This window comes from Pleomorphovibrio marinus, assembly GCF_003347495.1.
Taxonomy (GTDB): domain Bacteria; phylum Bacteroidota; class Bacteroidia; order Cytophagales; family Cyclobacteriaceae; genus Pleomorphovibrio; species Pleomorphovibrio marinus.
In genome coordinates this window covers 619531-637292 of the sequence record NZ_QCXY01000001.1, presented here as the reverse complement: position 1 = coordinate 637292, position 17762 = coordinate 619531, and the positions used below count along the sequence as shown (strand labels likewise).

At 43.7% G+C, this 17762-nt stretch carries 14 protein-coding genes; 2 read left to right on the top strand and 12 right to left on the bottom strand.

From position 1 onward, the window contains the following. Window positions 1-254: 254 nt before the first annotated feature. From DB520_RS02755 to DB520_RS02720, 8 genes are all read right to left on the bottom strand, one after another. Complete coding sequence (locus tag DB520_RS02755) at window positions 255-1097, bottom strand: sugar phosphate isomerase/epimerase family protein (RefSeq protein WP_114748111.1); 843 nt, start codon at window positions 1095-1097, stop codon at window positions 255-257. A gap of 477 nt (window positions 1098-1574) precedes the next feature. After that, complete coding sequence (locus DB520_RS02750) at window positions 1575-2651, bottom strand: Gfo/Idh/MocA family protein (RefSeq protein ID WP_114748110.1); 1077 nt, start codon at window positions 2649-2651, stop codon at window positions 1575-1577. A gap of 62 nt (window positions 2652-2713) precedes the next feature. Next, a complete protein-coding gene (locus DB520_RS02745; protein WP_114748109.1) occupies window positions 2714-3847 on the bottom strand; it encodes a sensor histidine kinase in 1134 nt (377 codons plus the stop codon). After that, entirely contained in the window at window positions 3844-4644 is an 801-nt protein-coding gene (locus tag DB520_RS02740) for an alpha/beta fold hydrolase (RefSeq protein ID WP_114748108.1), read from the bottom strand. Before DB520_RS02740 ends, DB520_RS02745 begins: the two co-directional genes overlap by 4 nt. Window positions 4645-4804: 160 nt before the next feature. Further along, window positions 4805-7231 (bottom strand): outer membrane beta-barrel family protein, encoded by a 2427-nt coding sequence (locus DB520_RS02735; RefSeq protein WP_114748107.1) that lies wholly within the window; start codon window positions 7229-7231, stop codon window positions 4805-4807. 222 nt (window positions 7232-7453) lie between these two features. After that, window positions 7454-8059, bottom strand: a complete 606-nt coding sequence (locus DB520_RS02730) for a superoxide dismutase (RefSeq protein WP_114748106.1) — start codon at window positions 8057-8059, stop codon at window positions 7454-7456. A 115-nt stretch (window positions 8060-8174) separates the two neighbouring features. Continuing rightward, window positions 8175-8618: a nucleoside deaminase gene (locus tag DB520_RS02725; protein ID WP_114748105.1), complete on the bottom strand. Its 444-nt coding sequence runs from the start codon at window positions 8616-8618 to the stop codon at window positions 8175-8177. Window positions 8619-8650: 32 nt separating this feature from the next. Further along, window positions 8651-9781: a hypothetical protein gene (locus DB520_RS02720; RefSeq protein ID WP_114748755.1), complete on the bottom strand. Its 1131-nt coding sequence runs from the start codon at window positions 9779-9781 to the stop codon at window positions 8651-8653. Between the two features lie 313 nt (window positions 9782-10094). On the opposite strand from DB520_RS02720, the gene DB520_RS02715 reads away from it, so the two are divergent. After that, complete coding sequence (locus DB520_RS02715; protein ID WP_114748104.1) at window positions 10095-11309, top strand: Na/Pi symporter; 1215 nt, start codon at window positions 10095-10097, stop codon at window positions 11307-11309. Here DB520_RS02715 and DB520_RS02710 read toward each other — a convergent pair. Next, a complete protein-coding gene (locus DB520_RS02710; RefSeq protein WP_317047736.1) occupies window positions 11272-12033 on the bottom strand; it encodes an alpha/beta fold hydrolase in 762 nt (253 codons plus the stop codon). The genes DB520_RS02715 and DB520_RS02710 overlap by 38 nt on opposite strands. Window positions 12034-12460: 427 nt before the next feature. On the opposite strand from DB520_RS02710, the gene DB520_RS02705 reads away from it, so the two are divergent. Next, on the top strand, window positions 12461-14149 hold the full coding sequence (locus tag DB520_RS02705; RefSeq protein WP_114748102.1) for a cation:proton antiporter: 1689 nt from the start codon (window positions 12461-12463) through the stop codon (window positions 14147-14149). Window position 14150: 1 nt separating this feature from the next. On the opposite strand, the gene DB520_RS02700 is transcribed toward DB520_RS02705, so the two are convergent. The 3 genes from DB520_RS02700 to DB520_RS02690 are packed head-to-tail and all read right to left on the bottom strand — an operon-like array spanning window position 14151 to window position 17754. Next, on the bottom strand, window positions 14151-15074 hold the full coding sequence (locus tag DB520_RS02700; protein WP_114748101.1) for an alpha/beta hydrolase: 924 nt from the start codon (window positions 15072-15074) through the stop codon (window positions 14151-14153). Beyond that, window positions 15071-16423, bottom strand: coding sequence for an FGGY-family carbohydrate kinase (locus tag DB520_RS02695; RefSeq protein ID WP_114748754.1), 1353 nt, complete (start codon window positions 16421-16423; stop codon window positions 15071-15073). The genes DB520_RS02700 and DB520_RS02695 overlap by 4 nt, the downstream gene beginning before the upstream one ends. 47 nt (window positions 16424-16470) lie before the next feature. Continuing rightward, on the bottom strand, window positions 16471-17754 hold the full coding sequence (locus DB520_RS02690) for a TIM barrel protein (protein WP_114748100.1): 1284 nt from the start codon (window positions 17752-17754) through the stop codon (window positions 16471-16473). Between the last annotated feature and the right edge of the window lie 8 nt (window positions 17755-17762).

Sequence of the window (17762 nt, the reverse complement as noted above, 5' to 3'; positions counted from 1 at the left end):
TAAAATCTCTATTCATCCAATTTATTGGGGAAACAGGTTCCTGCAAAAAAGGTGAGAATTCCTGGATCTTGGTGGAAAAGGGTTGCCCGCGGATTTCGCAGATTGGCGCAGAGGTGATTTTACCATAAAAAAAGGTAAACCACACGAAAGGGTATTCTTTGCACTGATTGTTAATCCAGTTTACTTGCGAAAACGGGTATCAGCGGAATCTGCGGGAGACTCATTTCTTTTTCCTTTGGCTTATTTTAGGTGCCTCAGTACCCTCTGTTTTTGCCATCATTTATTAAATCCAGCAAAAAGTCACTAGCCTCCGGAACCTCTGCCTCGTCCAAACCATGCATAATCAACGGGCCTTGGAACCCAGTCCTTACTAAGGATTGCAAAAACCACCCAAAATCCACTGCCCCCTTGCCAGGTCTTACCACCTTTCCTTCCAAGGTCCTGTCCTTGGCATGGGCCATGGCAATGTGTCCTTTCAGCAAATCCATGGCGGAATCCATAGCCCGGGTGACTGCCTCCCTGGATGAGGCGGTCTGAAACAGGTTGGCGGGATCCAGGATAATGCGCAGCCTGGGTTCCTGAAGTTCCGTTAGGAGCTTCTTTGCCAATGCTGGTGTTTTCACGATGTTCTCTTGCTCTGGCTCAATGCCGAGAAGGGTTCCAAACGTTTCGGTAACCCTGATCGCCTCTTCCATGGACAATAAAAGCTGCTTCCATGATGCCTTACTTGAATTCTCTGGATGCCATTTCCACTTGTCCGGATCCCTGCTGCCTGTGCAAAGACTAACTAGCTTTACCTGCATGCTGGATGCTGCCGCAGCCAATTCCTGTAATGATCTAGCACCGGCATGTCGTATGGCCGGATCTGGATGGATCATATTATAAGTGGCCGATATGCCCCCCAACTCTACCCGAAACATTTCTGCCAACCCCTTGATATACTCTGGAAATCCTTCCGGCACGGTTTCGGGAAGTGCATCCAGCCCGGCACAGGACATATTAAAATGCACCACAGACAAACCATCTTTGGAAATACTGGAAAATAATTGTTCCAGGTCTTGGGTATGGTAGGTTCTGGCAAATATTCCTAATTTCATATGATTATAATTTGTTTTTTAAAGGCCATATAGCCTGCCCCTGCCTGCCCCGAACTTGATTCGGGGAACTCGCTTCGGGGGAATCTCGCATCTCCCCGATAGCTATCGGGGCATCCCAGTGTGTGACGTGCTCGTCATGCCCTGACTGCCGTCAGGACAGGCTCGATTTCATGTGTTTATATTTTCTTTTCAATGGCCACATGGAATCTCGCCATGATAATCATCCCTCCGTGCGTCGCTTGCGTCATGCCCTGACTGCCGTCAGGACAGGCTCGATTTCATATGTTTGTAATTATTTTTCAGTTTTCACACCTGCCAGAAGGTTGGTAACGTCGGCAGGTAGCTTGCCCCGTCCCGATAGCCATCGGAATCGATTGGGGAGCCTGTCCCGTTACAATAATTATCCCGGTGTCTCCCGTGCGCGTCATGCATGCCTGGCCATGCCTGCGACTGGTAAACCGGTAGGCATGCTCGATTTTATAACACTCCTTGCTTGATGGTATCTAACCAAATCCGCTCCCCTTTGACCACCGACTTATGAATGGCCAGCATGGCTTTTATGGAGGCGATGCCATCGTCCAAGTTCGATCCATGATTGGGGTCTCCGGTCAAAATACTTTGGGCAAATGCACCTAGCTGGTTTTTAAAGAAATGTGCCTTGTTGTCCAAAACTTGCCGGTATTCTCCTTGTTTTGCAGAAAAACAAGTTACCTCGCTGGTTTTGAAATACCATGGGTTATAAATCTTACCCAATACGCTGCCCTCTGTGCCGTAGAGGTGGAAGCCCTCGTGCCAATCCATGCGCACGGCCACAGTAAGGTCCAGATGCCCATTAGCACCACTTTCAAACACCGTATCCATAAACCAACAATACATGTCACCCTCCCTTTTGAGTCTAGCGTGGATACTGCTGATGGGGCCTGCCAAAAATCGGGCCGTATCCAGCAAATGGCTGCCATGGGCCAGCATGTAATATTTCTCCAAATCGGCTTTGGGATCTATACTGGGTTTTTTGGAAATGGTACTGGTATGGGGCAAGGGTTGGGTGCTATCGGTCATGTCGTACCGGTGGGTAGAATCGGCATACCAGCCCTTGTACGCCACAATGGTGCCCAAATCCTTACGGATAAACTGCTTGGCAGAAACGATGCCAGGGTCAAACCTTTTCATATGCCCCACTTGCATATGAAGCCCGGAGCGGGTCACTTCCTCGCCCAAGGCAATTGCCTCTTCCAAATCGGTTCCCAGTGGCTTTTCCACCAGCACATGTTTCCTGGCAAGTATGGCCTGGAGGGCGGCATTAAGGTGGAAAGGATCCGAGGTGGCAACAATTACCGCATCCAGGGAGGGGTCAGCCAACATCTCCCCGTAATCGGTATACACCTTTTCGGCACCGTAGAAGTTCCCCATCTTTTTGGCCAAATTCTCTGCCTGGTCACATACCGCATATAATTTTACATTGGGTGCTTTCTGGCAAGCTTCCAGATGCGCAAATTGGGCAATGGGACCACAGCCAAGTACCCCAACCTGTAGGATGTTGTCGGTTTTTTCCATGGTTTAAAACCTTAATATGCATTCAGGTAGGGCTAATTTTTCCTTTCCCTACCCATTGAAAGTTAATTATTATCCAATTTATGCCCACGGCTTATATTTGGGAGTTGAAAGGTGAAAGTGCTCCCCTTTCCAACTTGAGAGTAAGCGTAAATCTTACCACCATGTTGTTCCACAATTTTCTTACACAAAGCCAGCCCTATTCCTGTACCCTCTATATCATCATGGCTGTGGAGCCGCTCCAGAAACCCAAAAATCTTATCGGCATAGGACATGTCAAATCCTATTCCGTTGTCTCTTACATGAATGGTATGGGTATTATCCGAGCTTTCTCCATAAACATGGATGACGGGGCTATCTTCTGATCTGTATTTTATGGCATTTGAAAACAAATTTTGAAATACCCTAGTGAGTTGTATGCGGTTGCCACGTGCCATCGGTAGTTCTGCAATATTGATGGAGGCCTTGCTTCTCTCAATTTCCTCTCTTATTAATTCCATTGCCTCTCTCGCCACTTCCTGTAGGGGGATATTTTCCAGAGTTGAACTGTAGCCATCCTGCTTGGCATAGTCCAATAAATCCTTGAGGGTAATTTTCATCCGGTGGATGTTTCTATGAATTAGTTCAAGGAAATAGGAATGCTTCGAACCTGTAGGGATATTTTGACCCAACAGTCCTACCAATCCTGCAATGGTATTGAGGGGAGCATTCAGGTCATGGGAGGCTGCCCGGGTAAATGCCTCCAGCCCTTCGTTAATTTGCTTTAGCTTTTGGTTGTTTTGCTCCAGAGATTTCCTGTACTTGATAAGCTCTTGTTCAAAGGATTTTCGTTGGCTTATATCCAGCAAAGTAACCCTGTATTCTCCTAAAGGTTTCTGAGGATGGTTCAGTTTATTGGCACCTACCAATACGGGAATTTTTCTGCCATCAATGGTTTTCAGGGCAAGGCTCACCTCCTTAAGCTCTCCTTGCATTTTCAATAAAGGAAAGAAATGGGTGTCCAAAAAGATCCTGTTCCCCACTTCAAACCAATTTCTGAAATTCTGCTTGCCTTCCACTTGTTCCCTAGATTGGTTCAGCCAACCTAATAGGGTGTGATTGACCCTATGCACCAACCCTCCGGCGTCAATGGTGGCAAAACCACATGGCGCAAATTCAAAAAAATCTTCAAGAAGTGCAGAATTTGTGGGCTTAGTCACTTTGAGAGGTTAAGGTAAGATTTAATCGCTGCAATAGTTTGTTGGGGTTCTGTCAAATGGGGACAATGCCCAGGTGAATCTAGTTCAATATATTCACAATTTGGGATTTCGGATTGAATATATTTTCCCACTTCAACAGGGGCTATGGTGTCCGGGTTACTCTGTATCACCAAACTAGGGATAGTCACTTTAGGTAAGTCTTTTCTATTGTCCCCCAAAAATGTCACCTTTGCAAATTGTTTTGCAATGTCGGGGTTCATACTGCAGAAACTATTATTTAGTTCGTCGCTGAATTCCGGTTTATCGGGTCTACCTGTAATAACGGGTGCTATGTGACTAGCCCAACCTAGGTAGTTGCTTTCTAGGGTTTCAACCAATTCCATAATGTCGCTTTCATTGAAACCTCCAAAATAACCGTTTTGATTAATGTATTTAGCTGAAGGGCCCACCATTATAAGTTGGCTAAAAAGGGAAGGCCTTTTGATACTTGCCAAAACCCCAATCATGGCACTGACGGAATGGCCCACGAAAATAGTGTCTTTTAATCCCAGGCATTCACAAATTTCCACAACATCGGATGCATAACCTTCAAGAGAACTGTATTTTTCCGGATCATAAGCATTTTCCTGAGACCTTCCCGACCCCACGTGGTCAAATAGGTAAACCTCATAATCTTCCTCGAAGGCCGAGGTTATGTACCTCCACATATTCTGGTCACAGCCATACCCATGGGAAAAAAGCATAGGGACGGCCCCCCTTCCAAAGCGGATGATGTTATTTCGTTTCAATATGTCCATATTGTTCCATAGTTGGGTATACCCCTGCTTAGTTAGTAAATGATTATTGATTTACCAATATTATTCTGCACAATTTTTGAGTCAATGTTAGTTTGCCATAAAAAAAGCAATGCCCACTGGACATTGCCTTTACTATTGTTAAAAAACCTTATCTTAATGGCTATTCAAGTCTGTCTCTTTCCTCGGTGCTACCGCTTCTTTGTGACACCCGGAAATTCTCTCCTTGTGCGAATTTCCACCTAAGGGTAAGCCTCACCCCTTGCATATGGTTATACTGAGCTACATCGGTGTTGATGTTATCAAATAATATGTTTCCCCTGAACCGCTGTGACCTCAACAAGTCGGTACCATTCACGGTTACACTTAAGTTGTTTTTGAATGTTTTGGTTACCCCTGCATCCACCCAGGCTACTGCTTTTAACTTTAATTGCCCCTCCCTAAAAGGGCTCAAATACATCCCGGTCAATTCCATTTTCCATCCATCAGGTAATACTAGATTATGTTGAGTTCGGGCCATCATGGACAACTGACTTACATCTAACAATTCATCACCAAGCTGCGCTTGGAAGGTATTGGCGTTACCTTGAACCATATTGCTGATGCTGTAGCTGTCGGAAACCTCTATGGGGAAGACCACCCTCAAATTTAGGTGCTGGGTGACATCAAGGTTTTGCATTTGAATAAAAGACATACGGGTATCTTCTTCCTGGGTCAGGATTTGGCCAAATGCGTTATAGGTTCTGGCATAACTTAAAGCTACCTGATAAGCACCTTTAATGATATGGTTCATTTCAAAGTTATTTGCATATTGTGGAGTAAGATTGGGGTTTCCTATCTCCATGGTCAAGGGGTCAATGTAGAAAACAAAGGGATTAAGCAGACGGTAATTGGGCCTGGTGATTCGTCTATTTGCATTGTAAACAATTTGGTAATTGTCACTGATTTTGTGTTGAAGGTTTAAATTAGGAAAAAAATCCAAATATTGTTGCACATTCTGCTGATTCATGGTAATAGAATTGCCAAGGATGTCAGAATATTCAGCACGAAGCCCAGCTTGGAGGTTAAACTTATCGCCAAGGGGCATCTGGAAGTTGGTGTAGGCGGCCAGAACATTCTCTTGATAGATAAAGTGATTGCTGGATGGGTCAGGCAAAAAGGGGCCTTCCTCAGCACTTTTTGCTATGTCCAAATCATTATCTGATTTCACCCAACTCCCTTTTACTCCTGCCTCTAGGGTCCCGCCATTGCCAAGTGGTTTGGTGAAATCTACCTTAGCAGTAAAAATGGAATAGTTCATCCAGTTGTTGGTCAGAATCCGATCCCTATCTACATTTGCAGTGTCGTCGTTGATCCAATAGCGGTTGTTCAGCATACTTCTGCTGTCCGCGTCCATTCGGGTAAAGTCGATGTCTGCAGTAATTTTGGTCCCAAGGGTATCCAGTTTGCCTACGTAGTGGAGGTTTCCAAAATTGCGGTTGTTTCCCGACCTGCTGTCGTTAAGGGCTTCCAGGTTGTTTAGGGCTGAGGTGGTTGGGTTGCTGATCAATGTTTCGGAAAGGCCATCTTCTTTGCCGTCTTGCATGGAGGCCTGCAAGTTAAACCCTACGCTATGTTGGTCATTGATTTGGTAGTCTGCGGCCCCATTAAAGAAATAGTTGCTCCTGACCAATTTAAGTCTGGCATTCTGGTCAAAAGCCGAAAGCCCTTCCTCTAGCTGAAACCTCCTAAAGATTTCAATATCCTGGTAACGTGCCCAGTCGCTGTAGTTCAGGCTAGCGGAGGTAGACCATTTTCCACGTTTTACATTGATATTTGCTCCACCAAATGGGGCATGGAGTCCATTATACCCAGTACCCATGTTTAAACTGCCATTGGTGCCATTCACTGTGTTTTTCTTGAGCTTTATGTTGATGACACCACCAGCGCCTTCGGCGTCATACCTAGCGGGTGGATTATTGATTATTTCTATGCTCTTGATATTATCCGCTGGCATCGCCCTCAGGAAATTAGCCAGATCCTCTGCACTCATATAGGTCTGCCTATCATCCAATAGCACAATTACACCACTTCTTCCGTTCAAGCTGATATTTCCGTCAGCATCCACAAAAATACCGGGTGAACGTCCCAATACCTCTAGGGCAGTGTTCCCTTCAGCCATTACCGACCCCTCAATATTCACTACAGTTTTATCCGCTTCTATGCTAATTTGTGCCCGGGCGGCCTGCACAGTCACTTCAGATAAATCACTGACTATTTCTTCCATAGTCACTTCCCCAAGGTCTAAATTTTCTCCTTCACCAAGTTCAAATTGGGGTGTAACGATGGTTTCGTATCCCATGCTGCTGATGCTTAAGAAGAATTTACCCGTACGTTGGGTGCGGATAAGGAAAAGCCCAGATTCGTCACTTACCACTCCGGCTACCAGGTCTCCACCTTCTTCGAGTTTAAGAGAAATATTGGCAAATAGCAAAGGTTCACCCAAAGGAGAGATTAATTGCCCACTTACGGTTTGGGTGGTTTCTTGGGCAAAGGAAATTTGTGTAAAGAATGCAAAGTAACATGCAAAAAAGAAAGGAACAGCTTTCATAGTAACGCTTTTATGTTTAGAACCTTCCAATGAAAAAGCAGTGCCAAATGAAAAAAATCCTTTAAAATACTAGTAATCAGCACATTGAAAATATTGTAACAAGAGACATTGTACCAAATTCGTACACTTTGACTGTACGTTGCCCGTACAACATTTGGTAAGACCAAAAAAAATCCCCCAAACCAAAGGGCCTGGGGGATATTAATCACACTATCTAATCAATTATTTTGCGGATGCATATCGCTTGCTGACTTCATCCCAATTCACAACAGACCAAAAGGCACTGATGTAATCTGGTCTTCTGTTTTGGTAATTTAGGTAATAAGCATGTTCCCAAACGTCTAATCCTAATAGAGGGGTACCTTGGGTTTCCGCCACATCCATCAGGGGATTGTCTTGGTTGGGAGTAGAACATACATGCAGTTCGCCCCCATCTATACAAAGCCAAGCCCAACCAGAACCGAATCTGGTAGCTGCTGCTTTGCCAAATTCTTCCTTGAAAGCATCGAAAGAGCCGAACTTGCTTTTTATGGCATCGGCCAACTCTCCACTGGGTTCTCCCCCACCTTTTGGGGAAAGTATGGTCCAAAAGAGAGAGTGGTTATAATGTCCGCCTCCGTTGTTTCTGACAGCACCAGAGGCTGAGGAAACATTCTTCATGATCTCTTCTATGCTTTTATTTTCCAGATCAGTGCCCTTAACAGCGTTGTTAAGGTTGGTTACGTAGGCATTGTGATGTTTGCCATGGTGAATTTCCATGGTCTTAGCGTCAATATGCGGTTCTAGCGCATTTTTTTCATAGGGTAATGCAGGAAGTTCAAAAGCCATTTTTTATAGAGATTTAAAGTTGAACATAAAATTTAGTTGTTGGTGTTAGGTATTTTAAAAACCTGTTAAACTAACCAAATACCCACAAAAATGGTTCTCTTTATTGCAGATAACTCTAATTTCTTAGCTTTTTGAAAAATTCATTGATCATGGTGGATGATTTTTCCGAAAATAACCCTGTACTGACCTTGGTTTTGGGGTGTAAAAGTGAATTGGAAACTTTGCTGAAACCCCGTTTAGGGTCGGGAGCGGAATAATAAAGTGCACCGATTTGTGCCCAAAATAGGGCTCCTGCACACATCACGCAGGGCTCCAAGGTCACATACATTTTACATTCCGGCAAGTATTTTGCCCCCAATGCATTACTCGCTGCTGTCAGTGCCAATATTTCTGCATGAGCAGTAACATCCGTCAACTTTTCAGTTTGGTTATACGCCTTAGCAATGATCTTCTTATTGCAAACTATAACAGCACCAATCGGTATCTCACCTTCCTCAAAGGCGTAACTTGCCTGTTTCAGGGCCTCCTGCATGAAATATTCGTCGGTGTATACATCCATGCCATGAAATTATGAATTTGTGAGGTAAGGGGCTAAAAAATCAGGCTGAATATTTCTTCCCTTACCCCATCATTAATGATCAAAGCTAGTATCAATGAAATCAGAAGTCCAATTCCTGCCTTGATCACGTCGTTGCTGGCCATGCGGTAAGCCCTAACCAATCGGGCTTTTCTTTTCTTCAGCTTTTTGGATTTGGCTAATGCAATGGCCAATTCCCTTCCCCCAAGCAACCCTATAAACACCCAGGTTGTACTCATGGGCATGTTGTTTAATCCCTTGAAATAAAACAAAATAACTGCATACACCAAATCCACAATGGTGGCTGCCCTTACATCGGTAACCCTGGTTTTCTCGTTTACAATACTTTGAATCTTGTCCCCCTTCAGATAAAACAAGAAACCAAGGCCCAAAAACACAAAACCAGTATAGGCTACAAACTCCCAAACATTTAATGATCTTGGAAGAAAAACAGCGATATTAGCCGCATCCTGCATGATCCACACTGCCCAAAGGGAGCCCGAGGTCAACCACTGTAAGATATACCAATAGGGTTTAGGTTTGCCTTTAAGGTAGTTTTTGACAAACCTTTCCAAGGTAAACCAAATGATGATTGCAGCCACAAACGCCAACAAATAACCCACGAAACTCTTTTGCATCACCCCTACGATAGTACCAGCTTTGTAAGTGAACACATTCAGCAACAAAAAGGTGGTGGACACTGGCATCCTCAACCTTGTCATTACCAATAGCACTATTGGAGCAGCTAATTGTAGAAAAACGAAATTTTGAGGGGCTTGGTCCAGCCCATCAACCCTTAACCTCTGGTAGCTCACATCTCCATCGTATATGAACCAACTATAGGTTACAGTTCCCACAAAAATTAAACCCATGAACAACCACAGGTAATACCATTTCCGTTGGGAATTGGAAGCGATGAAAGTGCCGATGGTTTGAATACTGTCATTGGCTATAGCAGAATAGGCTGCCAAGGCAAAGCCAAACCACATGGCCGCATAAGTATATGGGGTAATGATGCCTGCTATTGAAATTAATATGCAGACGATTAATAAAAAGGTTTTTTGTTTTTTCGTGAAATCAAAAAGGGAGTATGCGGCCTTTGACAGTGCATCTTGATTGATGTTTTGATCTTTGAGTTTTGCCATGTCGGTGGTGCGGCTGGTGATTTTAAACCACAAAGTTAAATAAGAAAACCAGAGCTCAATGTTAACAAATTGTTAAGCAGGTCACTAAGAAAGGGGTTAAAATATCTTGAAATTCCTGCCTGGACCTGTTATTTACTATAAAAAATAAAGATAAACATATTAAAAAACTTTCAAGGAAATACGAGCAACCTTTTTAAGAAATCATGGATTTTTCACACTTAACAGAACCTTTACACACAAATGAGGATAATTCCTTTTATCTATAAGAAATTTGCGCAAATTTTACCTATGCTAAATTCCTAAACCAAATAGGATGATTGAAACAAGGCCAAAAAAAGGGTGGCAAGTTAATGGAAAAGTGATTTTGACGGTGTTAGTTGGGGTCCTACTATTTATGCTTTCCATAGATTTAATGACTTATTCCCTTGGCCGGATGAACAACCAAGTTGCCAATGAAATATTTTTGGCAACAAAAAATCCTTTTGTGGGGCTTTTTGTAGGTATTTTGATGACTGCCCTCATCCAATCCAGCTCCACCACCTCGGCCATGGTGGTGGCAGTGGTAGCTTCAGGTAGCATAGAGCTTGGACAGGCAGTCCCCTTGATCATGGGTGCCAACATTGGCACCACCTTGACTTCCAACCTTGTGGCCTTGGGTTTTATCATGAACAAGAAGCGCTTTAAAAAGGCCCTTTCTGCTGCAGTATTACATGATTTCTTTAATATCATTACTGCTATTATTCTGTTTCCGCTTGAGGTGTATTTTGGGTTCTTAAGCAACCTAGCCAGCTATATTTCCCAGGCTCTCTTCGTAGGGTTTGAATCTACCGGACAAGGGTATGGTACTCAGGGGATATTTCTTAGACCCCTCACGTTAAGACTAGCTGGACAGATAGGGTACCCAGTACTTATCCTGATACTGGGTGTTTTATTATTGTTTTTGTCCATAAAAATGCTGTCTTCCAGTACTTACAAATCATTGATTTCGCCCCAATTCGATAAGGTAAGCAAGCATATTTTTCAACTGCCTGCCAGGGCATTCGCCTATGGGGTCTTTTCCACTGCTGCCGTACAATCCAGTACCATTACCACATCCCTTATTGTCACTTTTGTGGCAAACGGAAAGGTGAGCCTGCAAAAAGTATTTCCGTTTATCCTTGGGGCAAATATTGGCACCACCATTACTGCTGGGATTGCTGCGCTCTACAAAACAGAGGCAGCCATAAGCATCGCCATTGTACATTTCCTCTTCAACGGGATAGGCACCCTGATTTTCCTTCCCTTTCCCAATATCAGGGATATTCCAGTCAGACTTGCTTCCTTGTTTGGAAAGCAGACTGTAAAAACCAGGTATGTGGGGTTACTCTATATATTGCTGACTTTTTTCATTATCCCATTCTTTCTTATCTTCTTTAGCAAGGGGGAAGCAAGCGAAACTACCGAAAAAGAAAAAGAAGCTCCGGAGAAAAAGGAATTAGGCGAAGCGAATGTCAATAAACCCGCGCCTTTAAAAATGCCATGGCAATAGCATTGAATTCTTCTGGCTTGTCCACATTCACCACGTGGCCACAATCAGGAATTACCGACAGCTTACTGGACGTATGGTTAGTCACTAGTTTGCGAATGGAAGGCAAAAACATATAATCTTCCTGTCCCATCACATACAAGGTAGGGATGCCTGTCTCTCTAATCCTAAACAGTGACAACAAAGGGTTTACCTGAGCCACCAAGCTGAACCATCGGATAAATTCTTTTTGGTACAATTTCTTTGCCTCTTGAATAAAAAGATAGCGACTTTCTTTATGCTTACTCCTTGGCATAATGATAAAGGCAAAAAGTTTGTAGAGTAATAGGTAGGGTATAATGGATCTCAGAATGAACCCAAGTCTCATCAAGACTTGTCCGCGCGTATTCATTTTCATGATAGCACCTGCCATTATCAGGGTTTTTATCCTGTCGGGGTATCTTTCACTAATTTCGCGAATAATAATGGTGCCCAAGGAAATGCCAATAAAGTGGGAGTGCTTTATGGCCAGGTGGTCTAGTACTTCGATTATTTCATCCCCGATAAGGTCGAATGAATATTTTTGCATCCTATCATATTTCGGGCTCTTTGATTTCCCATGCCCTCTAAGGTCAATGAGCAACACATTAAAAGCTCTCCTGAAATCCCGAATTTGCTTGTACCAAATAGCGCTACTGCCACCGGCTCCGTGAATGAAGGTAACCCAGTCTGCACTTTTATCTAACACGTATGTGGTATAATGTAACATTTGAAACAAAACGCACCCCCAATAGAAAAGGTTTAAAATCTTATTATTAGTTGATTGGGGGAATCAATGGATAAATATAGGTAAAAAAGGGACATCACTTCCATGCTATTCTTACCTGGGTGGAATTATTGCAATCTTATACCCTAAAACCTTTCCCAAATTGTATGTTTCTAAATCCATTTTAATGGGTTCAGTTTATAGCTTTCAGCGGGATTACCATGAAAGTATATTGCAGAAAATTATTTCATGTGTTTATATTTGTTTCTTAATGGGTACAAAGAATCTCGCAACGCCCCGGATAGAATACGGGGCATCCCCCGTGTGAAGTGCTCGTCTTGCCCTGACTGCCGTCAGGACAGGCTCGATTTCATATCAATTATATTTGAGTCATTTAAAATTCTAGGCTGTGCTCGAAATAGATAATATCTTCATTGAATTTTCTGTCATTTTGCTGATTGCTACTGTGGCAGGGCTAGTGGCCAGGTTGCTTAAACAGCCCCTGATCGTCGCCTTCATCGCAGTGGGAATATTGGTGGGCCCTTCTGCCTTTGATCTTGTACAGAGTAAGGAGAATGTTTATCTTCTCGCGGAGCTAGGTATCTCCATATTACTATTTGTGGTAGGGCTCAAACTGGATGTTGGCTTAATTAAATCAACTGGAAAGGTAGCCTTGTTTTCAGGGTTAGGGCAGGTGATTTTCACATCTGTATTTGGTTTTCTTATAGCTCTGGGATTAGGTTTTGAGCCCATAACTTCACTTTATATTGCTGTAGCCCTTACTTTTTCCAGCACCATCATTATCGTTAAGCTTTTATCCGACAAAAAGGAGATAGATGCTCTACACGGCCAAATTGCCATAGGGTTTTTGATCGTTCAGGATATTGTAGTAGTCATCGCAATGATTATTCTTTCTGCCCTTGGGGCTGAAGGTACTGGGGCTAGTCCAGGTATGGAGGTGGTTTGGGTAGTGGTGAAGGCCCTAGGAATGGTGGCATTGACCTTTCTACTGATGAAATATGTCATGCCAAGTCTTGTGAAATTAATGGCAAAATCCCAAGAACTCCTGGTATTGTTTGCCATCGCCTATGCAGTAACCTTCGCCGCATTGGGGGATATTATTGGTTTTAGCCAAGAGGTGGGTGCTTTTTTAGCAGGGATTTCCCTTGCTTCCACTTCTTTCCGGGAAGTAATAAGTGGAAGGTTAACGACCATTCGTGATTTCCTCTTGTTGTTTTTCTTTATTGATTTGGGTTTGCAAATCGACCTCTCCTTGATGGGGGCTGCATTAGGCAGTGCAGTTATTTTTTCTATGTTTGTGCTTATCGGAAACCCCATCATTGTGATGGTAATTATGGGACTTTTAGGTTACCGAAAAAGAACGGGGTTTCTGGCAGGGCTCACAGTGGCACAGATCAGTGAGTTTTCATTGATTTTGGTTAGTTTGGGATTAAGTCTTGGCCACATAGATGAAGCCACAATGGGGTTAGTTACTTTGGTGGGTTTAATAACTATAGGCCTATCTACCTATCTGATCATCTACAGTCACCAGATATTTGAAAAGCTATCTCCATTCCTAAGCATTTTTGAGAAAAAGGCACCCTTTGCAGAGCAGAACGTAAAGCTGTCTGAACACCCCAAAAAGGTGGATGTTATCGTTTTTGGGATTGGAAGGTTTGGGTCAAATCTTTTGAAGAGTTTTGACAAAAAGGGGCTTTCCGTAATGGGGGTGGACTTTGACCCTCAATTAGTAAGTGAGTGGCAGAAAAGTGAAATAAAGGTGTATTATGGGGATGCGGAGGATCCAGAGTTGTTGGAACAGTTGCCACTCAGCGAAAGTAAGTTCTTTGTAAGTACTCTGGCGGTGACCGATTCCGACACCAAGCTATGGTCTTATTTGCAAAAGAAAAATTATCAAGGGAGTGCCTATTTCACCGTCCATAGGGCTTCACAGGCAGAAAGCCTACAAAAACTTGGGGCAAAGCATTTCCTTTACCCCTATGCCGATGCTGGGTACCATATTGCGGATAGGTTGTTGCATAAACATATTGACCAAAGTGAAAAAGTCAAAGTAAGTGAATTGCCCGATGAGGATTGACTTAATCTTCTAGTGACTTGATCCACTTTATGCAGCTTTCCATCCACCCTTTTTGGGTTCCTTCCTTATTGATGGAAAGGGCATACCCATGTCCCCCTTTTGGGTAAAGGTGCATTTCAGCAAGCACCCCTGCCTCAGTCAGTGCTTCATAGAAACGGAGACTATGCGCCACAGGCACTCCTGCGTCATCCTGTGAATGAAATAGAAAAGTAGGTGGAGTGGATTCGGTAACATGTTTTTCGTTGGAAAAATAGTCCACCCATTTGGCCTCCTTGGTTTCTTGAAGGAGGTTGTTTCTAGATCCGGAATGTGTAAATGAAGGGTCAAAGGAAATTACTGGATACCCCAGCAGTACAAAGTCAGGTCTTGTGGAAACCCCTGCCCTGGAATCCAAGGCACCAATTTCCTTATCATCAAAGTGAGTAGCCAAACTAGAGGCCAAATGGCCTCCAGCCGAAAAGCCCATTACCCCTATCTTATCCTTGGCAATTCCCCAGGCATCCGCATTTTCCCTTACCAGCTTAATAGCTTCCTTGGCGTCACTCAAAGGGACCAAGTGGGGCTCAGTTTGGCTAATGCCAGAAGGTAAGCGGTACTTAAGCACTATGCCAGCGATTCCATGGCTGTTGAGCCACTTTGCCATATCCAGGCCCTCCCAATCATAAGCCAATACGCCATAACCCCCACCGGGACATATTACTACCGCGTGACCGGTGGAACTTCGTCTGGCCGGCAAGAAAACCTCAACCATTGGGTCCACCACGTTCCTTACCACCACGATTTCATTTTTATCTACCTCCTCCTTCATCTCAGAAGTTTTGGCATAAGGGATTTCACCTTCATAAAGAGGCATTCGAATGGGTTGTTCTTGCGCAATTGTGGTCATGGATAGTCCCATTAAAACGAAAAAGAGAAATGGCTTCATAAATTTTGTTTAGAAAATTTTTCGGAATGTCCCAACATAAGGGCAGCACCATATGCTGAACCAAGGGGGAAATCAGAGAATTTAAGTTCGAATTCAGGCAATAGTTCCTCAAGCATACGGATAAACACGCTGTTGTGTACAAAACCGCCGTCAATATAAACCTTTTTGGTTTCGGATTTGCCCAAGGCCAATAAAAGGGAGGCCTTTTGCAACTTTGCCAAGCCCCAATTAACTTGATAATAGGCCGACTCAAAGGTGTCAAAATCACTGAGTTCCCACCTGTTTTCTGGAAACATGTTTTGAATCATTGGGGTTCTTACCATGGTTTCAGGATAAAATTTGGAGGGGATTTCCCCAGATAAAAATTGTTGGAGCAACTCCTCATCTGCCTCTATATCCTTGTAGTACTTTGCCTCTTTTTTGAAATGCAGGTTCAATTTCTCAATTTGGTGATCCAACTCATAGCCCAATAAAAACCTGCTGGCCTTCACCGTGCCCCCTTGAATGGAAAGGAAGTTCAGACAGTCATTTTTCAGTTCATCAAAGGTTAGTTCCCCTACCGGATAGGGATTTAGTGTAATACTCCAAGTTCCGGTAGAAATTAATGCAAAAGGCTCGTTTATTTTCAACAAATAAGAGGCCAAGGCAGAACTACTGTCATGAATACCCACTCCCACCTTTACTCTTTGACCACAAATGGTTTTTTCAAAATAATTGCTAGTGGGAACTGTTTTGGGGAATTTCTCTGCAATTTCCTCCTCATAAACCCAAGAATGATAGTCTCCCTTGGGGAAATCCCAGAGCTTTGTATGACAACCGATGGAGGTAGGTTCTGCCACAAATTCCCCTGTAAATAGGTAGGAAATATATTGAGGCAAATGAAGACTGTATTTTATCCTCTTAAATACCTCGGGTCGCTTTCGCTTTAACCATAACAGTTGAAGTCCGGAGTTCAGCATTCCCAATGTGGGAGAGGCTGTTATGGTGTTTATTTGCTCCTCTGGGTATTTCCCATAAAACTCCTCATGGAGGTCTTGGGGGAATTTTTTCAGGTAATTGTAAATGGGAGTGATGGGCTTGCCGCTGTCATCTACAGAAACGAAAGAAGCCCCATAGGTGGAAAAGTTCAAGGCCATCACCCTGTAATTGGAATCCCTGCAAAGGGCTTCCACCTTTTCTTTGGCCCAATTGGAGATTTTCCTTAAATCATCGCACTCTTCCCCATCCTCATCGGTGATTGTGGGGAATTTTACATATTCCTCTTTGATCTCCTTTAGGTTTTCGTCGAATAAAAAGAACTTCTTATTTGTTTTACCAATATCAAAGATTGCTATTACGGGTATGGCCATTTTTTTAATCATTAATAGCCCCGTACCTGTCAGGGCAGAATTGTAGTTTAAAGTCCAGTAGAAAGAGTCTTACTTCCTCTTTCCTTGATTAGGTTTTTCCTGACCTGAGCATCCCTATAGGCTTGTACAGGCAACAAGGAAGCACCAGCTTGCCTTCTTGCTTCAGCTACCATAGGCCTTACATCTGTCCTGTAGGCATCTTGCATAATTTCCTGTGCAAGTCCAGCATCATTCTTTTCCCTAGCTTGTTCCAATGCATCCCGGTCAATCAGGAGTGCCTGAGCATAGGCAAGTTGAATGGCCTCCACCGATTGAAGTAGGTCTTCCAAGGGATCTTTGAGGTTATGGCTGGCATCTATCATCCATGCGGGTGCCGGGTTATTTCCTTCTTCGTTTTCCATACCTTCCACCAGCTCATTAAATATCAAAAACAACTGATAGGGTTTTAAGGCCCCCACGGTAAGGTCGTCATCTCCGAACTTGGAATCGTTGAAGTGGAAGCCACCTAGTTTCCCCTGCCACATAAGCGTAGAAACAATCTGCTCGATGTTGGTATTGGGGAGATGATGGCCCAGATCCACCAATGTAAACGCTTTGTCTCCCAGCTCCCTGGCAAGGAGGTGTGAAGTCCCCCAATCCTGAATAACCGTATGGTAGAAATAAGGTTCGTATGGTTTGTATTCCACAAACATCTTCCAATCATCCGGGAGATCGGCATAAATCTCCTGTAGGGACATCAGGGTGCGTTGCAGGGCTTTTCGAAAATTCATTTGGCCGGGAAAGGAAGATCCATCCGCCAACCAGACGGTCAAAGAATTTGAGCCGAGTTGTTTGCCATAGTGAATAACTTCCTTGTTATGCGCAATGGCTTGATCCCTTACTGCCTTGTCGGTATGGCATAGTGAGCCAAACTTATAGGAGTGGGACTGCCCCGGCTGGTTTTGGAAGGTGTTAGAGTTCATGGCATCAAACAACAATCCATGGGAAGCTGCATGTGCCTTAATCGCATCCGCATCGGCAGGTATATCCCATGGAATGTGTAGGGAGATGGCTCCTGAAGCTTTGTTTAAAGCATGCAGTAACCCCACATCCTCAATTTTTTCTTCCAGGGATCTAGGTTCTCCACCTCCAGGAAACCTCCCAAACCGTGTCCCTCCCGTGCCCAATGCCCAACTTGGAATTGCTATTTGAAACTTTTTGATTTTTTCGATGAGGGTCGCTACTTCTACATTTTTGCTCTCCAATCTTTGCTTTAAATGAGCAAAACTCTCCCGATGCGCTGGGAGAGTTTTGTCATTGTGCGATTGGATGAATTGGTCATCTATCCGCATATCCAATT